The sequence below is a fragment of the Microbulbifer maximicatervae (SeqCode) genome (assembly GCF_052467695.1).
Genome location: NZ_CP174320.1, coordinates 4764706 through 4780970 on the forward strand (window position 1 = coordinate 4764706; position 16265 = coordinate 4780970).

Here is a 16265-nt window from a genome sequence, read left to right on the forward strand (position 1 = left end):
GCTATAACTCCAATTCTCCCTGATCCGGGTTTTCAACTTTGAAATTTTGTCGCGCACGAACTGTGACCCCAAACTGCTTGGCCAGCTTTTCATATTTGCTTGAATGCCTTTCCCATTGCACAGCTTCAGGGGCCAACTGCATGTAACCGCTTGGAGTTTTCTGGTATTCCGTGCCACGATCTTGCAGCTTTTCTTCAGCTTCTTTCATACGTGCATACGAGGTGCAGAGAATCGCCAAAGCACCTTGGTCGATCTTTGCAATCAGTCCAGCCTTCTTCAGCTCAGCACACAGAAAACGATAATGCTTTTTAGCCTCTTTACTCAGCCAGGCCGGACACGGAGGAGCTTCACACGCAATCCCCTGAAATAGTGCTCCACCTTCTTGAGGCTTTTGATTCTGATTTTCTTCCGGGGGTCTTAATGGAACCACATTGTCATTTTGCACTTAGATACTCCCTAGGGATTTAATACCCCCCCCCTAAAAATTTACCGATAATAAACGCGTGCCTAGGGCGGCGGTGTCGGGTTTTTTCCCTTTAGAGATTCGACCCACCCCTCCCCCTGGCGCCGCAACCTTCTTGCGCCGTCTTTCGAGCATGACAACGGGTACACAGCCATTGCAGATTCGACAACTCATCCGTGCCGCCCTGTGACTTCGGGATAATGTGGTCACAGCAATTACCCTCAGTGATCAATCCCATGGCAGTGCAGCTTTCACACAAACCTTTAGCCTGCACCTTGCACAGCTCACGATTACGCAAATACTCTTTACTCTTATATCTGCGGTTTGCCTGCTTACCTAAGCGACGCTGATACTCGCCCCAGTTAGTGACTAGATCCTGATGGGCATCACAATATCCATTAGAATTTCCATGCGCTCGCTTGCACTTACGGCATGGCCGTTTAGCTTTCATCGGCATCAGTATTTATCCTGCTGCCTTTCCTGCAGCTTCAAACGCTTATGGTTGTAATACCAATTAACAATGAACCCACCCAAAGCAATCAAGAAACCACCTACCGCCAATAACTCCTGCGCTGCATATCCACCGACCACCGCTGTACCTGCAGCAACCGTCGTGGTTGCACTGGCGACCTTCTGAACCATGGCTTCCCTCGCTGCCTCTTGAGCTACAGTGTTCACCGCTTAACCTCACTAACTACTTGTTTTTGAAATTAGCGGGAGTTAACGCGCGATCACCAAACCACCAAGCCGTTGCAGTACAGGCTGTAAAGAACACGGAATAAACCATATACATCAGCAGCTCATGCCGCTCCGCTGCTGACAGCAATTCAGATACATCATTAACCACCACAGCAAAAACCCAGGCAGCTAAACACCAAAGAACCACAGTAATCAGCGGCCTAAATAGGGATTTAATTGCAGCCACCCAAGGGTAAGAGGGATGATCAACAGCATTAAGATGGCTCGCTTCCAAACCAGACCAAGAACCAGCTTGAGCAGCTAATGCCAACTCCGCCTCAGTCTCTTGTGACTTCGCCCGCATATTAAGCTCAAGCAACTCTGTCTCGTGGGTCCACTTCTTTTGCTCCCACTCCTGCCGCTGCTTTTCCTGCCAATACCGGGACACCTGCCCAGCAATAGAGCCCAGGAAGCCGAACAAACCACCAGATACCGCTGAAGCGCCCACACCTAAAAGATCACTTAACCATTCCATAATTTTTTAGCTCCTGCGCCATACCAATAGCGCCTACGCCCCATATCGACGTGAAGAAATGTTTGGTAGTAACCGAACCCAGTGAAGCCCGCACGACGGCAAGCCTCACGGAGAACAAAACGATTGTGACCAGATAACGAAATATCAAATGCAATTAACTTATGCCGGGACAACGCAGCCCCTCCCACCCTCGCGTTATGTAATGCACACCGATGCCCGCTATTAATCTTTAACGGACGCCGTATTTCGTCACGAGTAAACTGGAGCGCATCCATCGACGGACGGTGTAAATAAAACTCACCACAGCAAGGACAAGCCAGGTTTGGCTCATCAGGGGAAAAATTGTCCCAATGCCACACCCCTTCCGGTATTTCGGAATAGTGTTGATAGAGCACAATAATTCTCCGAGGAATTCAAAAAAAACGGCGCCCAAAAGAGCGCCGTCAAAGATCGTACAAGGAATGAAAAACGAAAGCCCCAAACGCAAAAAACCCAGCTGGGGGAGCCGGGTTTTTTGCGCGATCCGAAAATGGGGGAATCGGACTGGGTTTTCGATAGCCACTTATTTGCAGCGTGCCTGAATTCAATCATTTCATTGACACGCCGTCAACACCTTTTTCAAGAAACTCTCGGCAAAGCCCCGCAATATATTTCTGCATTAAATAAAACATGTACCCCATCAACACGACGGTATAGCGTTCTGGATGAAATTTTTAATTTCTTCGCCGCCTGATTATGGGTCAGGTATGGCGGCAAATAAAACAAACAAACAGTTTTACGTAAATCATCAGGCAGCCGCAATACAAACTCCTCCACTTCACGCACATCAGAGTTGATAGGCACGATACAACCAGCCTCGCTTTTATTCACAACCCCGCCACTGGACTGTAAAGCACCAAGAAGGTGGCCACACCCACTGCCACCTTCCATCGCCGCTGCCCACTCCTGAAATCGTTGATGCACTCGATCAATCATTTCAAATCCCCTTTTTTTTACCTAATCCATCAAACAGATACCTTCGGATACAATACGGAGAGCAAATAAATACCCCCTCCGAGACTACAGACCGCATGGTTACTAGGTTTTGATGCAATTTCGGAGACACGGAGACACAACGCCCCACGCGCACGAAAAAAATTTAAATTTAAAAAATCCCCTGAAGTAATCACACGCATATGTGCGCACGCGTGCGCGCGCGAAAAGACCCCGTGCTCTCCGAAAATCGCGCAAAGTAAGGTATGACGCGGGCTGTAGTCTCGGAGGGGGTATTGGTTACCTCTCCGAATGGCCTCCGAAAGACTCCGAGAAATCATTGTTGCACCTCGACAAATGCACCAATTTGCTCTCGAAAATGGCGTACACACTCCGACAACCACTCATGTTGAGTTTTCCCTGCCGGAATATCGTGTAAAAAGAAAAACGTGCCTGTTGTATTTTTCTTTGGGGGTTTACCAAAACCACCCGGTGAATCGTAATAGCGGTTTGGCTTCCGGTTTAGTGTACGAGCAGCATTTTGCAGAAACTTATCCCGCCTAAGCGGCGACCCCGCAAAAGACTCTTTACACCACTGCACATAAGAATAAAAAAGGTCATTACTAAGGCAAGTACAATATGGCGCCTCAAGCTCACCAGCCTCCCATTCTTTCAGAAAACGTTCCCAACTGGGAAGCCCAAAATCAATCAAGCTTTGCTTGGCAGCAGTTATCGGTGGCTCAGTATGTGTATCGAATCCATCCAGATCTACCTGCAATAACCAGGCATAAAAGGCTTCAGCACCACCATTCTCAAGCTCCCGAGGAACTGCTTTCTTTAGCTCCTCTGATAACTTCCTTTCAGGCCAAACAACAAGAAAACGGCGATCAGATGCTTCCACTGGGAAAGGCAGTATTTCATTTGAAAGGAAGACGGCATTCATATAATTGGCCTCCTCCCAACCACTAACAAATTTCTTTTCGATTCTCACAGTCTTACCAGTGATCATCTGCTTCAATGAACCCTGATGTGAATACTTATTGGAGCGAGAGAATATTTCCTCAAATACTCCATAAAGCAGGTTAGACATCCAATCCGTGTACTGCCCTTCCATTTGCTGCTGACCCAAAGTACGGGAATACTCCCCGTAGACCGCCCGCATCACCACATCAAAAAGCAACGACTTACCAGAACCATGCACAGAGCTATGCATTAATATTGCCGAAGCCATCTTAGAACCTAAATGCTGCAATGGATAAGCTAGCCAACGAATCATCCACTCAAAGATCTCATCATCCTCATTGCACAACTGCCACAATAGGAAGCGAATATTCCGACACTTATCATCGTCACGTTTCGGCTTTAGGGGCAGCCCCCGAAACATATTGATATGGGTATCTGGATCAGTCTGGCGCGAAGGATCAAATACCAAGTTTTCTTTATCTACTTTGCGCCGGTCTTGATGGCGATACCAGATATCATAGGAATCTGGATATGCATGACGGATATCCTGCAAGCGAACAATATCCCTCCTCCGCGCATCCCAAGCAGTATCAGAAACCTCTAAATAGGTGAAACGCTCAAGCATCTCACCTACCCCCCCTTCCCCCTTGCTGGCGGCCTGGCGCGCCGAGATAAACCGGCGCACATCCAACTCAAGCACCTTGCGCTTATCACCAGCATCCATGAACTGCTTGTAGATATCGGTACCTACCTCAGCCTTAAATGCAGCAGCTTTCATTTCTTTGTGCTGATGCTCATCCCACACCTTGGTAGTACCAGAAATCAAAGCAAAACGCTTTTTCGCATCCTCCAGCGTAATTTCGCGCGCCTCTGCCGTTATAGAGGGTACGGGAGAATCAGCAGGCTCGCTCGGCTCAGAATACTCGGGGGGAATATCATCAATAGGCGGAGCATCAACAGGCCCCGAATAATCATCAGCAACCGCAGCGGGCGCCTCAGTAGATGGGGAGCGGGGGAAGAAAACCACATTCTTCATAAACACATCCCACTGCCGCCGCACCTCCTCTAATCCATAGCGGCAATGGATATCATTAAAATCAAATCCCTCTGGCTTGCTTTTGCTCATGCTGCCTCCTGAGACGGTTTAGAGTACCCAGCTGCTCTTCGGGCAACTTCAACCAACCAATGAGCAAAATCTATTGGTGTATGCTCACGTTCTGCCTTCGTTACAGAGGGCAGACGCGGATAACTTTTTGTCGGTCTAATACAGTGCGTAGCCTTTCCGAGTACCAGCGGAATTTCTGGCATATCTTTTGGCTCAACACCTACCACATATAACCAGGTTGCCTTCTCAGCTCTATGCCCCCACCAATGCTGATGCACTGGCAGTGTCCATCCATCAAATTGATCTCGTGAACCAGGCAATGGCAATCCTTCAGACTTCCAGAGCGTTGAATAGGCTGGATGCTCCAAAACACCTCCCCACTTCTGGATTTTCCCAATCGCGAAAATCGCTAATTCTTTTTCATCCTCTGAACCTTTCGCAAACTGTCTCAGCCTGCCCCACAACCGACACGGCGGGTGCGCAATCAAAGAACTTCCCCCAGGCCACCTGCGTGCATCCCTTTCCGCATCCCAGACATCGACACCCTCTATTGATTTATAGTTACTGTCCTGTCTCGCGAAAAGCACAGCTATTTTTTCTAACTGGCTCATGCAGCTTTATCCTCCACCTCATCACGCAGAGACGGAACCCACACCGCAGCATCACCCACAGCCTTTGCCGCCTCCATAGCCTTCTGCACACCATCATTCACATCCAAGTGCAGATCATTATCAGCAGCGAATACCATGTGTTGATCAGGGAAGCGCGCGCGGATCAACAGAGCCACCACCTTCAAATTGCCGCAGTCAAAACAAATCAATACCGGGCACTCTGTGGCCTCATGGGCACTGGCACCCGTCGAAAAGCCCTCAACCAATACTAAGGGTTTACGTGGGTCCATCTTTCCAAGGAGTACATACAAACCCGACTTACGCCCATTCCGTAAAAACAACTTCTTACCTGAGGGTGTAATAATTTGTAGATTCCAAATCACACCATCAATATCAGTCATAGGGACTGCAAAATATCCACTCTTGAAATAGTGAAACTTCGGGCGCCCTTCTTTCGGCAAAGCGAAAAACTCTGATATTTTTTCCTGATCCTCAACCCGCTCCAAATGATCATCCCGCTCAATCAACAACAACGCCGAACGGAAAAAGCGCACCCCATGGGCACCAATTTTTTTAACCCCCAGGTACTTACTCCGCCCTGTAGGTTTTAATTCTGACCAAATCGCCTGCGCCTGCTGCTTTACCGCCTCATGCCAAGCCGCCGTTTCCGCCTCTTCCCGCTGAATATCCTTGGCCCGCTGTGCATCGCGCGCTGCCTTTTCCTTCGCCCAGGCCGCCTTCTCTTCCGGCGTTAACTCCCGGCGCTCAAACTGGTAGCCGCCCTCTTTCGCCTTCGCAAATAAGGAACCAATACCAATACCACCTGCTGACCGCTTGAAACTTTTCCAAGTACTTTTCGCCGCACGCGGGCAATAGTTATCCGCTTGCTGGCTCCACTCATCCCAGATATCAAAGGCTGAATCACCAAATTCCGCCTTGATCGCCATACCTATCTCAACCCAGGTATCACGCACGGCATAATCGAGAACAAACGTGAGCGCACGGCGCACATCATCCATAGTGCACTGTTCGTACATAGAGAATTCCCCCTAAAACAGAAGCGCCGAAGCGCAGTGAAGAGTGCCGGTCTTTCCCGGCTGTCTGCGGTCTTTCCCGCCGTCTTCTAATTGGGCCAGCTTAGGTAACGCACCGGCCCATCCTGTGGGTATTCAATACAACCTGTATAAATCCCCATATACCGCAATGAATTAATCCCGATATTCAAAAACCGCAGAATGGCAGGACAATAAAATGGGGAATTGAAAATGATCGTTATTCTGGTTTCTGAAACGAACCCGCACGGCCTTAACTTGCCTGCCGAACTTCTGGCATGGCTTGCCGATCAGCAGCCTCAAGCAAAGGAGCCAGTTTCGGGCAAAGATCCACAGCCCGAACCACCCCACCTGCCACCTGCTCCGCGCGCAGAGCCAATACAGCTGACGCACCATGTTTTCCATTCAGTAAGTTACTGATTGTGGGCTGACTGACGCCAAGTGCTTTGGCAGTAGCCTGCTGCCCCCCGAAGTGCTCGATGAGTTTCTCGGCGGCCTGTTTGACCTGATTTAGCTTGTTCATGGCTGGAGAATATTAGTTTACTTCTATTCGGTCAACAGAAAACTAATTATGGCTAATATGAATAGACTTATAACATACAGCTCACAGTAAATTTCGACGGAACCCCCCCCGTGACCGACCTAAAGGACCGACTCAAAGAGGCCCGAACAGCTGCTGGCAAAACGCAGAAAGAGACAGCCGAAGCTGTAGGTATGACGCAATCAGCTTACTCAAACCTGGAGCGTGGCAGTGCCTATGGCTCTCGCTTCATCACCCAAATAGCCGAGTATCTCGGTGTAAACCCCTTCTGGCTGGCCAACGGCAAAGGCGTCATGCGCGACCCCACAATAGAGGAGGTCCGTCGAAAAAATTTAGATCCACTACTTGATAAATATGGAGTGGAGGGCCTAAAGGAAAAGCTTCCCGACTTGGAAAGCCACATCCACTTCATCTTCAATGAAAAGCGCCCCATCAACAGCCGAGTTGCCAGGAAGATTGAGGCCGGACTGGAACTCCCCCTAGGATCACTGGACTACGACGCAACAGCAAAAGAAGCTGGTAACTTTGGTAGCAATGTAAGCCCAGGCCCCCGCATACAGGGCCAAGTGCCGCTGATTAGCTGGGTTCAAGCGGGTGCGTTCTGCGAGTCGATTGATATATTCGAGCCAGGTGACGCAGAAAACTGGATGCCCTGCCCGGTTAAACACTCTGATCGCACTTACGCCCTACAAGTAAAGGGCGATAGCATGACCAGCCCATACCCCGGCCATAAGTCCTACCCAGAGGGAACCATTATCTACGTGGACCCCGAAGCATCCATCACCAACGGCTGCCGCGTAATCGCAAAGCTAGACGGCGAAGCAACATTCAAAACTTATGCGGAAGATATGGGCCGAATTTACTTGCGACCAATCAACCCCAGCTATCCTGCAATGGATATCACCGACAAGAATGTTTCGATTTGCGGTGTGATTCTGGGCTCTTTCAGCCCTGGCTAACACAAAAAAGCCCGCTCACCGGCGGGCCTTCTTCACCTAAAGACACCTCCAAAAGCAACCCCAGGTTACTCAGCATCTTTCAGCTTATGGTGCTCACTCTTGGGGCCTAAGATATCAATCACAACATCCATACCACCCTTATCCCCAACCCACACACTCTGGGCCCGAAGAAGAAGTTCTTGCTCTATATTCTTTTCGGCAATTGTCTTGGCAATCTCCTTGGGAACATAACCTATATGCAACTTCCTGGTTCTAAATATCCCCTCTTTAAGGGCAACAACCTTTAGAGCATTTGGATCATGTGCATTCTGCGGGTCGGGCTCCAGCTTTAGAGAAACTTCAGCTTCATCAAAAGCCTTTGCCACTTCTGACTTACGAAACCCAACACCAGCCACGCTCATCGCCCCGAAGAAAATCCGATATCCCTTGGGAATTGGACTCTTAAAGTGTCTCGAACTCATACCAGCCCCCTGTGACCAAATGACGGCATGAGCTGCACCACTTCAACCAAAGCCATCCCTACCGCATCGCAACCCATTCTTTTCATTTTTATCTTCCATTGATTATCACGTCCCAAGCATATCAAACCCCCTTCTGCGACACGCTATGCATCCGAGACAAATCAGTTTGCATCTTTTTTTATTGACAGAAAATATGAGTTAACTAATACTTGCGGGAAACACCACGGACAGGGCACCCAACATGGACACCGCCACAAGCCACCTCAGACCCCTGGCACCACGCCAAGCGGAAGCGCTAACACACCGCGCCCGAGGGCTCTCAAACCGGGAAACCGCCCAGGCTATGCAGTGCTCCGTCACCAACGTCAGCAACCTGCTCGCCGAGTGCTTCTACAAACTGCACGCCCGCAACAGCACCGACGCCGTGGCCAAAGCCATAAAGCACGGATTAATCCAGTTCGTCCTGATCGCCACGATTGTCAGCGGAATTGGCGCAGAGCAAGAACAGCTACGCACCCGATTCCAACGCCGCCTCACCTCACAAACCATCCGAAACAACCGGGAGGGAATCGCATGACCGCCACCGTGTTTGTACACCCCACGGCGATGAGTAAAAACAATATCGATCGCCTCAAGCGCCGCATCGATATTGCCAACGCCGTCCACAAAATTGGCACCCGCCTAGTGCAGCCAAAACCCACCACCGCAAAGCCAGTAAATAACAACTGGCCACCGTTTGGAGGTGATGCCGCATGAACCAGAACAACCCAGCCCACAGCGTGGAAACCCTACTCACCGTCGCTAATCGCCATACCGGCGCCAGCGAAATTGCCGCACAGGTTTTGCTTTCTGCTTGGAACAGCAGTGCCTTCGCAGTTCCCGTAGCAGATCTGGCACTGCTCGACAGCGCCAACTATCAGCACGCCATCAACGTAATGACATTGCGTTACCACTGCAAAGAGCCTCAAAGGGTAATTCCAAACGGCGATAAAAAATTCCATGCCCTCTACCGAGAATGGAACCACTTGGAAATCCAGAGGAAGGAAGCCGCGTGAACACCAAAGAATTTTCCCCACCGGATTACAGCGCCCCCGCCTTTCTGGAAAAAGGCGCCCAGCATATGCGCGACCGCGCGGAGCAACGCGATAGCGAAAAGGGCGAGCGCTCAATGGCCAAAACCGTAAACGCTTTTAATGCACTTTACGGCACCTCCCTCACTGAGGAAGAAGGCTGGATGTTTATGGTGTTGCTCAAACAGTCCCGTGCAAGCTGTGGCGTATTTGTGCCAGACGACTATGAGGACGGCGCCGCCTATTTCGGCCTAGCCGGCGAAGCCGCCGCAAAGGTCAGAGCAGCCTGATGAACGAGTTCAGCCGAATCTTAGAGCTGTACGAAGAACTGCTGGCCAAGGTGAAGCTGCAAGAAACTGAAATTGTGAGAATGCGCAAACAAATCGCCACACTCTCCGAAGCCATCCAAGGCCAAGCCCCACAACAAGAAAATCAGGAGGCAGCGTGAACAATCAAAAAACTTTCACCGTCACTCAAGCCGCCCGAATGCTGGGAATGGGTAGAAACAACCTGCTAAAGCTAATGCGCAAAAACGGCTTTTTATACAGTCACGAACCTATGCGCAACTCACCCACAAAATGGGCCCTAGAGCAGAAATTGCTTCATCAAAAAACAGGTGAGTTTTTCAAAGGGCCGGTAAAAGTCCAGCACATCACCGCACTAGTTACGCCGAAAGGTATGGCCTGGATTCGCGATATCGTCGAAACACAGGCCACACCTAAAGCCAGCTAGACCTCATAAAAACAAGGACCGATATGAATACAACACAAGTTGAAAAGCACTTAAGTCTTCTAGGCATGAAGTGCCAAGACAAGGTAACAGGACTCAAGGGCGTAATAGTAAATATAGGCTTTGATCTTTATGGGTGCGTTCAAGCAATTGTACACCCAGGACTCAGCGCAGACGGTAAGCCCCAAGAAACCATATGGTTCGATATTTCTCGCCTTGAAATAACCAGCAAAAAATCAGTCATGGAACGACCTAATTTTGAATTTGGGCACATTGCCGAAGGCCGAAAGGGGCCAAGCGAAAAACCCCTAAAAAGCAAGTATTAAAATTCAACCGCGCCACAGGCGCATCAGTCAGCTGTAACCGTTAGGGCTGCCGGTACGGAGCCCAATTTTAAAAAACTTGGAGCATCCCATGAGCACAAACGTAACCCAGGTATTTGCCGATTTGGACGGCGGAGTATTTATAGAAAAGCTCGCCCACATCCTCAGCGATGTTGCCGGCGCAGTTACCGATCATGACAAAAAAGGTGAGGTAAATATCAACCTGAAAATGTCCAACATCGAAAACAGTGATCAGGTGAAGATTGATCACACCGTGAAGTTTAAAAAGCCGACCATGCGCGGCTCCATTATCCAAGATGACGCCACCTCTACCCCAATGTACGTCGGCACAAAAGGAGCCCTAAGCTTCTACCCCGAAAAACAGCCTCCGCTGTTTGACAAAGAGAGCAACGGCAACGTGGCCAAGCTTCAAACCAACGGCTAACAAAAAGCCATAGCAACCTAACCCAGCAACCCAAAAAGAAAATAAGGATTTATCTATGACCATGGACCAAAGTGCAGTAAAGGAAATTCAGAAGTCCCAGACAGCAGCAATACTTGAAGCCGCTCTTCTCGAGAAAGATCTTCAAAAGCCTGTTTTGGCCGCACCTGCTGACTTCAAACTGCACGACCTCGAAAGCTACCTGCCAGGCAGAACTCGACTCCGGGGCGTAATGCACACAATTGCTTTGCTTGACTTTATTTCCTATTCCCTGAATCACCAAAAGGGTAAGGATTCAGCGTGTTTTGTCGATCCTGAGAGAATGTCTGCCGAAACTATTTTCAACCTCGGTAACGATATTGTACCGGGTCATGCTGATTTCTCTGCTGAAATAAAGCTGGTCAAAACCGCAGAGTATAAAGCGCTCTTGGACATCAATGGCCATAAGCTCAGCCAGAAACAACTGGCAGAGTTTATGGAAGACTACGCCGAAAATATTGTCTGCTACTCTCCGGACGGTCAAATAATACCCATTAGCGAAGCCGTCGCTGCTGTGCGCCGCCTGACCATCGAAGCCTCTCGCAAAGCGGATTACGAAGTCCAAGACTTCAAGTCCAGCCGCAGTGATCTCGAAAATATCGAAGCTCGCAGTGAAAAGACTTTGCCCGCCGGCTTTAAATTCGAATGCGTTCCTTACAACGACCTTAGTATTCGCACGTTTGATCTGCGCCTCTCAGTCATTACTGGGCGCGAAGCTCCCACACTTAGTGTTCGGATTAAGCGCCTTGAAGCCGCCCAGGAAGATATGGGCAGAGAACTCCAGGACAGGCTCGCCGATGCGTTCGCAGCAGAAGATATTTCCGAGCAAAAAATAGAAACCTATATCGGTTCCTTCTCCCCCTAACCACAAACTCTAACGTCTCGGGCCGCAGGTACTGGGCCCTAATACAGGACCAAGATCCAATGAAAAGATTCGCACTATTTACCGGCACTTATAACTTGATGATGGGAGGTATCAAAGATTTCAAACGCTCCTACGCCACTGAAGAAGAAGCCTACCAAGAGGTAGAGCGCATTGCCCAGCAGGAGCTGTTCACACACTGGGCGCAAATCTTCGACAAGAAAACCGACACCGCAAAAATTTATCGTATCGACGATAAAAAAATCACTGAGGACAAATCCTCAGATTGCCCTCACCCAGAACCGAACGCCGCCTGACCCACAGCCAATAACTTTCTAAGCCCGCCCAGTGCGGGCTAAGTGGGTAGAAAACAATAGTAAGAGTATCGAGTAATGAATACAGCTGAATTCAACAATCAATACCCACCCGGAACCCCAGTAATTTTTGTTGATGACTTTGGAAATGAAATAAGCACGCACACTCGCTCAATTGCTTGGGACGTATGCGGCACGCCAGTTGTAAAAATTGAAGGGAAAGCCGGCGGCGTTGATATTGAAAGAATTAAGCCCAGCCGTTGATATCAGCTCAACAAGAATCAGGGAGCCATTGTGAAAGCACGGCAATACAAAAAACTCTGCAAGAAAGCGCGTGCGCTGTTAATTGCGCTTGGTGAACCTATTGATGCTTTCTCGCAAGAGTATGAGCACATGGGACGGCTTGAGTGTGCATACGTCTGGGGGATTAATACCGGCCCCGACTATTCCGGCGAGTACGACTGGTGGGACGCTTGGTACATATTGAGTAATCGGGTTGCCGACAAAACCGCAACATGGGAAGAGCATGAAGAGAACCCTTACCGCACAAGCATAACAGGCACTATCGGCATTTTGCGGTATGCGCGGCAAATGGTGGAGACCCCAAAAAATGCCCAAGCGTAAACCCCGCAAGCCCATGAGCCAACGCGCCCTGCACGCCCGTCGGGCAAACCGCTGGCTACCCGGTTTGCTCCTCACTGCGCGCAGCAGTACCGGCCTGGATACCGATGGCGATCCTATTTTAAAGATCACCCACCGCCGCCAACGCGGCGCCGTAGGCGATATCGCCCGCGCTGATTACCAACATGAAATATTGAACTGGCAACACCACTGGCTGGTAACGGTATTTGTTGAGTGCAAAACCCCTGAAGGCGATTTCTATAAAGACTCAACCGAGTTCGAAGCCTACGGCGTCCGCCTTAATGACCTAGCCGAATTAGTGCGCCCGGAATTAGACACCATCAAAAACAAAGCCAACCCCAACCACTACAAAGACCACGGCTGGCAGGCAGAGATTCTACCGAATCGTAAACAGGAAAAAGGGAGAGCCGCGTGAAACTCTGGCAATCCCTCACCGGTATCGCCGCCCTAATCTTCTGCGGCACCAGCCTCGCGTTCACTTTCCAGCTGTGGGTATCCATGCCCGCAGGTCTCGGTGGGCAGGTGGTGGCCGGTGCCACGGCGGTGGCGCTGGAGCTGTGCAAGTTCAGCTTCGCCCCACTAGGCCTTTGGTTGTGCAGCCAAGGGCAAAAGAGCGGCTATGCCCTGCTCTGCCTCTGGCCCCTGCTGGTAGTGATCAGCATTGTTGCAACGGTCGGATTCCTCGCCACTCACAGCGACGAACAGCAACAGCGCAGCACCCGTAATAGCCAGGAATACCAAGCGTTGCAACAGCAGTTAAACAGTTTGCAACAGCAGATCAACACCCTAAACAGCCTGATCAACACCGACGCCAACAACGGCTACCGCCAACGCGCCATTAATACCGCCGCACAGTTATCCACAATGGAGGCTGAGCGAACGCAGCTCATAGAAAAGCTATCCACAATCGGACAGACACCCAGCACGCACAGCGCTTTCAATAGCTTGGCGGGCACTCTGAACGCAGACCCGGCAAAGGTTCAGCATATCGGCTTCCTCGCCCTAGCGATCATCACAGACATCGTGGGATTGGTTGCGTTACTCGCGTTTAACGCCGCTGCAACAGTTGCGAAACGCGCCACTGCACCGTTGCAACAGCCTGAAACGGTGGAAACACAACCGTTACACACCGGCCACTTGAGCGAAGAACAACAGCAACTCGCCCAGCGAATCCGCGCCGGGGAGTTCGGCCACAAGCCCGTCATGCGCAACATCATCAACGATATGCGCCTTCGACACGGAACCGTTAAACCCGTTTTCGACGCCCTGCAACAGGCAGGCGCACTCAAACGCAACGGCCAGGGGTTTGCCCTGGTGCAGAGCTAGAAGGTAAGGATTGCCATGAGCAAGCTACTCACTAAAACAGAGATAGGCCGCCTGACCGGTGCCGGCGCTGATAATATCGAAGAGCAAAAGCGTATTCTTGATGCCAACCGAATCCCCTACGTGCGACGCAAGGACGGCTCACCCGCGCTAACCTGGGAAATGGTCAATCAGGCAACCCTATCCCGAGGGGCGTCTAAACCCAACACCTCAGGTATAAGCTTACCTGCAGGCTTTAACCTTGGAGCAGCTGGCTAATGGGCAGAAGACGAAACCCGGAAAATGCTTGGATGCCGCCAAATGTAGAGCGGTACAAGAATGGTTTTCGAGTGAATCGAAGAGGCTACCCAACTAAGCATCTGGCAAAACTTGATGCCAGTAAGGCAGAAGTTTGGACTGCTTACGAGCGCTACCTGGCCGGGTTGGTAGAGAAGGAGTTCACCCTTAAAGACCTTATTGAGCTGTATTTTGCATCACCTCAATACACCAAACACATCAAACCGCAGACGCAAAAAGACTACCATCGCTATAGCCTGCGTATCTTGGCAGTGTTTGGGGAAATGGCGCCCGATGCTATCACCTCACCACTGGTTCAGATGTTCATTGATGCCCGAGGTGCAGAACACCCTACCGCAGCAAACCGAGAAAAAACCTTTCTAGGCATTGTGATGAAATGGGGCAAAGCCAGAGGGTTTGTAAAAATTGAAGACCCAACCGCAGTAATTAAAAGCCTCAAGGAAAAAGCAGGCGGGCGCTATCTCGAAGACTGGGAGTATGAAGCCTTTTGGCAGTGGCTTGGCGATCGCGGCCATATTATGCATCAGTGCGCTATGGAGATTAGCTATTTGTGTGCAGCCAGGCAGCAGGATGTGCTCGCCCTCACCCGAACAGATATGAAAGAAGATGGCCTGCTAATTGTTCAAAGCAAGACCGGAAAAGCACAGATAAAACTCTGGAGCCCAGCACTAAGGGAGGCTGTGGAACACGCACTTGCGAGCAACATTGAAGCACAAATTCAAACAGCTCATATTATTCGCAGCCGTACCGGGCGACCTTTCACCCGAATGGGCTTTAATGCTACTTGGCTAAGAGAGCAGCGAGCTGCGCTTGAAGCGGGAGTTATTAAGGAGCGGTTTCGGTTTCACGATCTGAAAATTAAAGCCGCCAGTGATTTTGACGGTGACGTGCAGAAATTTACAGGACACAAAACCCGCTCTATGGCGGAGCGATATAATCGAACAGCAGATAAAGTTGTCAGCCTAGACCGGAAGCGCCCAAAGAAAGGCAAATAATTTAGTTTGCCTTTTGCTTTACATTCTCTTTGGTTTCTACAACTTCAATATGAGCATCTCTTTCAAGCTCAAGACTCAGTACAGCTCTTAAACCTTCAATTGATTCAGGCGATAAAGTGACCTGCTCACCTTTGACTTTAGCTAGCTCAACTGAAAGTGCACGAGTTAGATTATTTATAGACTCATCAGAGAGAGTGACTGCTTGTAAAGCCACAGGGGAACTTAGATTTACAGAAACGGCACTATTTTGAGAGTAAACCTGATAACAAAGTGCGAGAGCTGCAATGAAAGCCGAACCCGAAGCAACCCAAACCCCTCTTCTAGTATGTACGGCGCCTTTATGAGCAATTTCAGAACTCCCCTTTGCTGCCTGAGCGCTACTCTCGGCAGCCAACGCGCTCCTATTAGCTGACTGGGCATTATCTTCGGCAATCTTTAACCCACGCTCAGCCACATCAACTCCCGCAAGAGCAGCCTGTACGCTACTTTTTGAAACCTCCAACTGCTCTAGGATACCCCTCCTGTCCATCACTTTCTCAAGATGTTGAATCTGGATCTCAATTAGGGGCATAAAGGCATTAATTGCACCTATCTTTTCATGAACCTCTTTCACCAACTGACGATGTGAGGGGTTATCGTTACCATCAGCGAAGCCTTTAACTTTGTGATCAATTATCGCTAACTGAGATTCGAGCTCACCCTTAAGGGCCATCAGTTTCCCAAGAGCGCCTTCTAAATCCCCGCTCAGTGACTCTTTAACAAATGACTCTAATTTAGCCCGTATCTCTTTATTGCTACTCAATCCACCTAAAACTTTCCTAAGACGCAAAGCCTCATCTTCGCTAACTCCAACTTCCATGTAACCCCCAATAAGAAATGAACCTCAACA

General features: G+C 49.9%; 29 protein-coding genes. 17 read left to right on the plus strand and 12 right to left on the minus strand.

Translation table 11 applies throughout. The annotated features are described in order from the left end of the window. Position 1 precedes the first annotated feature (1 nt). The 10 genes from ACJJI8_RS20940 to ACJJI8_RS20985 all read right to left on the minus strand — a co-directional run bounded on the left by ACJJI8_RS20940 (position 2) and on the right by ACJJI8_RS20985 (position 6902). Complete coding sequence (locus ACJJI8_RS20940; protein WP_444933627.1) at positions 2-445, minus strand: phage terminase small subunit P27 family; 444 nt, start codon at positions 443-445, stop codon at positions 2-4. Between the two features lie 91 nt (positions 446-536). Beyond that, positions 537-920, minus strand: a complete 384-nt coding sequence (locus ACJJI8_RS20945; RefSeq protein ID WP_444933628.1) for an HNH endonuclease — start codon at positions 918-920, stop codon at positions 537-539. Continuing rightward, a complete protein-coding gene (locus ACJJI8_RS20950; protein WP_444933629.1) occupies positions 920-1141 on the minus strand; it encodes a holin in 222 nt (73 codons plus the stop codon). The genes ACJJI8_RS20945 and ACJJI8_RS20950 overlap by 1 nt, the downstream gene beginning before the upstream one ends. A gap of 16 nt (positions 1142-1157) precedes the next feature. Continuing rightward, complete coding sequence (locus ACJJI8_RS20955) at positions 1158-1676, minus strand: hypothetical protein (protein WP_444933630.1); 519 nt, start codon at positions 1674-1676, stop codon at positions 1158-1160. Continuing rightward, positions 1664-2071 (minus strand): D-Ala-D-Ala carboxypeptidase family metallohydrolase, encoded by a 408-nt coding sequence (locus ACJJI8_RS20960; RefSeq protein ID WP_444914652.1) that lies wholly within the window; start codon positions 2069-2071, stop codon positions 1664-1666. Before ACJJI8_RS20960 ends, ACJJI8_RS20955 begins: the two co-directional genes overlap by 13 nt. Positions 2072-2294: 223 nt before the next feature. Next, positions 2295-2651 (minus strand): hypothetical protein, encoded by a 357-nt coding sequence (locus ACJJI8_RS20965; RefSeq protein ID WP_444933631.1) that lies wholly within the window; start codon positions 2649-2651, stop codon positions 2295-2297. A gap of 334 nt (positions 2652-2985) precedes the next feature. Beyond that, entirely contained in the window at positions 2986-4737 is a 1752-nt protein-coding gene (locus tag ACJJI8_RS20970; RefSeq protein ID WP_444933632.1) for a DUF5906 domain-containing protein, read from the minus strand. Continuing rightward, positions 4734-5327 (minus strand): hypothetical protein, encoded by a 594-nt coding sequence (locus tag ACJJI8_RS20975; protein ID WP_444931530.1) that lies wholly within the window; start codon positions 5325-5327, stop codon positions 4734-4736. Before ACJJI8_RS20975 ends, ACJJI8_RS20970 begins: the two co-directional genes overlap by 4 nt. Beyond that, on the minus strand, positions 5324-6364 hold the full coding sequence (locus tag ACJJI8_RS20980; protein WP_444933633.1) for a PriCT-2 domain-containing protein: 1041 nt from the start codon (positions 6362-6364) through the stop codon (positions 5324-5326). The genes ACJJI8_RS20975 and ACJJI8_RS20980 overlap by 4 nt, the downstream gene beginning before the upstream one ends. 268 nt (positions 6365-6632) lie before the next feature. Continuing rightward, positions 6633-6902, minus strand: coding sequence for a transcriptional regulator (locus ACJJI8_RS20985; protein WP_444933634.1), 270 nt, complete (start codon positions 6900-6902; stop codon positions 6633-6635). Positions 6903-7012: 110 nt separating this feature from the next. On the opposite strand from ACJJI8_RS20985, the gene ACJJI8_RS20990 reads away from it, so the two are divergent. Continuing rightward, the gene (locus ACJJI8_RS20990; protein WP_444933635.1) at positions 7013-7879 is read left to right on the plus strand and encodes a helix-turn-helix domain-containing protein; all 867 of its coding nucleotides are present in this window, start codon (positions 7013-7015) and stop codon (positions 7877-7879) included. 65 nt (positions 7880-7944) lie between these two features. Here the strand turns inward: ACJJI8_RS20990 and ACJJI8_RS20995 are convergent, their stop codons facing one another. Beyond that, positions 7945-8340 (minus strand): HIRAN domain-containing protein, encoded by a 396-nt coding sequence (locus tag ACJJI8_RS20995; RefSeq protein ID WP_444933636.1) that lies wholly within the window; start codon positions 8338-8340, stop codon positions 7945-7947. Between the two features lie 241 nt (positions 8341-8581). Here ACJJI8_RS20995 and ACJJI8_RS21000 point away from each other — a divergent pair, with 241 nt between their 5' ends. From ACJJI8_RS21000 to ACJJI8_RS21075, 16 genes are all read left to right on the plus strand, one after another. Next, positions 8582-8917, plus strand: a complete 336-nt coding sequence (locus ACJJI8_RS21000) for a response regulator transcription factor (RefSeq protein ID WP_444927158.1) — start codon at positions 8582-8584, stop codon at positions 8915-8917. Then, positions 8914-9096 (plus strand): hypothetical protein, encoded by a 183-nt coding sequence (locus ACJJI8_RS21005; protein WP_444914662.1) that lies wholly within the window; start codon positions 8914-8916, stop codon positions 9094-9096. The genes ACJJI8_RS21000 and ACJJI8_RS21005 overlap by 4 nt, the downstream gene beginning before the upstream one ends. Continuing rightward, positions 9093-9395 (plus strand): DUF7673 family protein, encoded by a 303-nt coding sequence (locus ACJJI8_RS21010; RefSeq protein ID WP_444933637.1) that lies wholly within the window; start codon positions 9093-9095, stop codon positions 9393-9395. Before ACJJI8_RS21005 ends, ACJJI8_RS21010 begins: the two co-directional genes overlap by 4 nt. Continuing rightward, a complete protein-coding gene (locus tag ACJJI8_RS21015; protein WP_444933638.1) occupies positions 9392-9700 on the plus strand; it encodes a hypothetical protein in 309 nt (102 codons plus the stop codon). Before ACJJI8_RS21010 ends, ACJJI8_RS21015 begins: the two co-directional genes overlap by 4 nt. Next, entirely contained in the window at positions 9700-9858 is a 159-nt protein-coding gene (locus ACJJI8_RS21020; protein WP_444933639.1) for a hypothetical protein, read from the plus strand. The genes ACJJI8_RS21015 and ACJJI8_RS21020 overlap by 1 nt, the downstream gene beginning before the upstream one ends. Further along, entirely contained in the window at positions 9855-10142 is a 288-nt protein-coding gene (locus ACJJI8_RS21025; protein ID WP_444933640.1) for a phage antirepressor KilAC domain-containing protein, read from the plus strand. The genes ACJJI8_RS21020 and ACJJI8_RS21025 overlap by 4 nt, the downstream gene beginning before the upstream one ends. 23 nt (positions 10143-10165) lie before the next feature. Further along, positions 10166-10465, plus strand: coding sequence for a hypothetical protein (locus ACJJI8_RS21030; protein WP_444933641.1), 300 nt, complete (start codon positions 10166-10168; stop codon positions 10463-10465). 88 nt (positions 10466-10553) lie between these two features. Further along, entirely contained in the window at positions 10554-10907 is a 354-nt protein-coding gene (locus ACJJI8_RS21035) for a YfdP family phage-associated protein (RefSeq protein WP_444927152.1), read from the plus strand. Between the two features lie 55 nt (positions 10908-10962). Continuing rightward, entirely contained in the window at positions 10963-11808 is an 846-nt protein-coding gene (locus tag ACJJI8_RS21040) for a DUF2303 family protein (RefSeq protein ID WP_444933642.1), read from the plus strand. Between the two features lie 59 nt (positions 11809-11867). Then, on the plus strand, positions 11868-12122 hold the full coding sequence (locus ACJJI8_RS21045; RefSeq protein WP_444933643.1) for a hypothetical protein: 255 nt from the start codon (positions 11868-11870) through the stop codon (positions 12120-12122). A gap of 75 nt (positions 12123-12197) precedes the next feature. Continuing rightward, a complete protein-coding gene (locus tag ACJJI8_RS21050) occupies positions 12198-12383 on the plus strand; it encodes a hypothetical protein (RefSeq protein WP_444914668.1) in 186 nt (61 codons plus the stop codon). Positions 12384-12413: 30 nt separating this feature from the next. Beyond that, positions 12414-12743: a hypothetical protein gene (locus ACJJI8_RS21055; protein ID WP_444933644.1), complete on the plus strand. Its 330-nt coding sequence runs from the start codon at positions 12414-12416 to the stop codon at positions 12741-12743. Further along, the gene (locus tag ACJJI8_RS21060; RefSeq protein WP_444933645.1) at positions 12730-13176 is read left to right on the plus strand and encodes a hypothetical protein; all 447 of its coding nucleotides are present in this window, start codon (positions 12730-12732) and stop codon (positions 13174-13176) included. Before ACJJI8_RS21055 ends, ACJJI8_RS21060 begins: the two co-directional genes overlap by 14 nt. Then, on the plus strand, positions 13173-14087 hold the full coding sequence (locus ACJJI8_RS21065; RefSeq protein ID WP_444933646.1) for a hypothetical protein: 915 nt from the start codon (positions 13173-13175) through the stop codon (positions 14085-14087). The genes ACJJI8_RS21060 and ACJJI8_RS21065 overlap by 4 nt, the downstream gene beginning before the upstream one ends. A 15-nt stretch (positions 14088-14102) precedes the next feature. Next, positions 14103-14342, plus strand: coding sequence for a DUF4224 domain-containing protein (locus ACJJI8_RS21070; RefSeq protein ID WP_444933647.1), 240 nt, complete (start codon positions 14103-14105; stop codon positions 14340-14342). Then, positions 14342-15376, plus strand: coding sequence for a tyrosine-type recombinase/integrase (locus ACJJI8_RS21075; RefSeq protein WP_444933648.1), 1035 nt, complete (start codon positions 14342-14344; stop codon positions 15374-15376). The genes ACJJI8_RS21070 and ACJJI8_RS21075 overlap by 1 nt, the downstream gene beginning before the upstream one ends. Before the next feature lies 1 nt (position 15377). Here the strand turns inward: ACJJI8_RS21075 and ACJJI8_RS21080 are convergent, their stop codons facing one another. Beyond that, positions 15378-16235 carry a hypothetical protein gene (locus tag ACJJI8_RS21080; protein WP_444933649.1) on the minus strand — a complete coding sequence of 286 codons (858 nt, stop codon included), beginning with the start codon at positions 16233-16235 and terminating at the stop codon, positions 15378-15380. Positions 16236-16265: the final 30 nt, after the last annotated feature.

Coding starts and splice junctions, on each gene's coding strand:
- ACJJI8_RS20945 (WP_444933628.1), bottom strand. CDS start 920: ATGCCGATGAAAGCTAAACGGCCATGCCGTAAGTGCAAGCGAGCGCAT.
- ACJJI8_RS20955 (WP_444933630.1), bottom strand. CDS start 1,676: ATGGAATGGTTAAGTGATCTTTTAGGTGTGGGCGCTTCAGCGGTATCT.
- ACJJI8_RS20965 (WP_444933631.1), bottom strand. CDS start 2,651: ATGATTGATCGAGTGCATCAACGATTTCAGGAGTGGGCAGCGGCGATG.
- ACJJI8_RS20970 (WP_444933632.1), bottom strand. CDS start 4,737: ATGAGCAAAAGCAAGCCAGAGGGATTTGATTTTAATGATATCCATTGC.
- ACJJI8_RS20975 (WP_444931530.1), bottom strand. CDS start 5,327: ATGAGCCAGTTAGAAAAAATAGCTGTGCTTTTCGCGAGACAGGACAGT.
- ACJJI8_RS20980 (WP_444933633.1), bottom strand. CDS start 6,364: ATGTACGAACAGTGCACTATGGATGATGTGCGCCGTGCGCTCACGTTT.
- ACJJI8_RS20985 (WP_444933634.1), bottom strand. CDS start 6,902: ATGAACAAGCTAAATCAGGTCAAACAGGCCGCCGAGAAACTCATCGAG.
- ACJJI8_RS20995 (WP_444933636.1), bottom strand. CDS start 8,340: ATGAGTTCGAGACACTTTAAGAGTCCAATTCCCAAGGGATATCGGATT.
- ACJJI8_RS21000 (WP_444927158.1), top strand. CDS start 8,582: ATGGACACCGCCACAAGCCACCTCAGACCCCTGGCACCACGCCAAGCG.
- ACJJI8_RS21005 (WP_444914662.1), top strand. CDS start 8,914: ATGACCGCCACCGTGTTTGTACACCCCACGGCGATGAGTAAAAACAAT.
- ACJJI8_RS21010 (WP_444933637.1), top strand. CDS start 9,093: ATGAACCAGAACAACCCAGCCCACAGCGTGGAAACCCTACTCACCGTC.
- ACJJI8_RS21020 (WP_444933639.1), top strand. CDS start 9,700: ATGAACGAGTTCAGCCGAATCTTAGAGCTGTACGAAGAACTGCTGGCC.
- ACJJI8_RS21030 (WP_444933641.1), top strand. CDS start 10,166: ATGAATACAACACAAGTTGAAAAGCACTTAAGTCTTCTAGGCATGAAG.
- ACJJI8_RS21035 (WP_444927152.1), top strand. CDS start 10,554: ATGAGCACAAACGTAACCCAGGTATTTGCCGATTTGGACGGCGGAGTA.
- ACJJI8_RS21040 (WP_444933642.1), top strand. CDS start 10,963: ATGACCATGGACCAAAGTGCAGTAAAGGAAATTCAGAAGTCCCAGACA.
- ACJJI8_RS21045 (WP_444933643.1), top strand. CDS start 11,868: ATGAAAAGATTCGCACTATTTACCGGCACTTATAACTTGATGATGGGA.
- ACJJI8_RS21050 (WP_444914668.1), top strand. CDS start 12,198: ATGAATACAGCTGAATTCAACAATCAATACCCACCCGGAACCCCAGTA.
- ACJJI8_RS21060 (WP_444933645.1), top strand. CDS start 12,730: ATGCCCAAGCGTAAACCCCGCAAGCCCATGAGCCAACGCGCCCTGCAC.
- ACJJI8_RS21070 (WP_444933647.1), top strand. CDS start 14,103: ATGAGCAAGCTACTCACTAAAACAGAGATAGGCCGCCTGACCGGTGCC.
- ACJJI8_RS21075 (WP_444933648.1), top strand. CDS start 14,342: ATGGGCAGAAGACGAAACCCGGAAAATGCTTGGATGCCGCCAAATGTA.
- ACJJI8_RS21080 (WP_444933649.1), bottom strand. CDS start 16,235: ATGGAAGTTGGAGTTAGCGAAGATGAGGCTTTGCGTCTTAGGAAAGTT.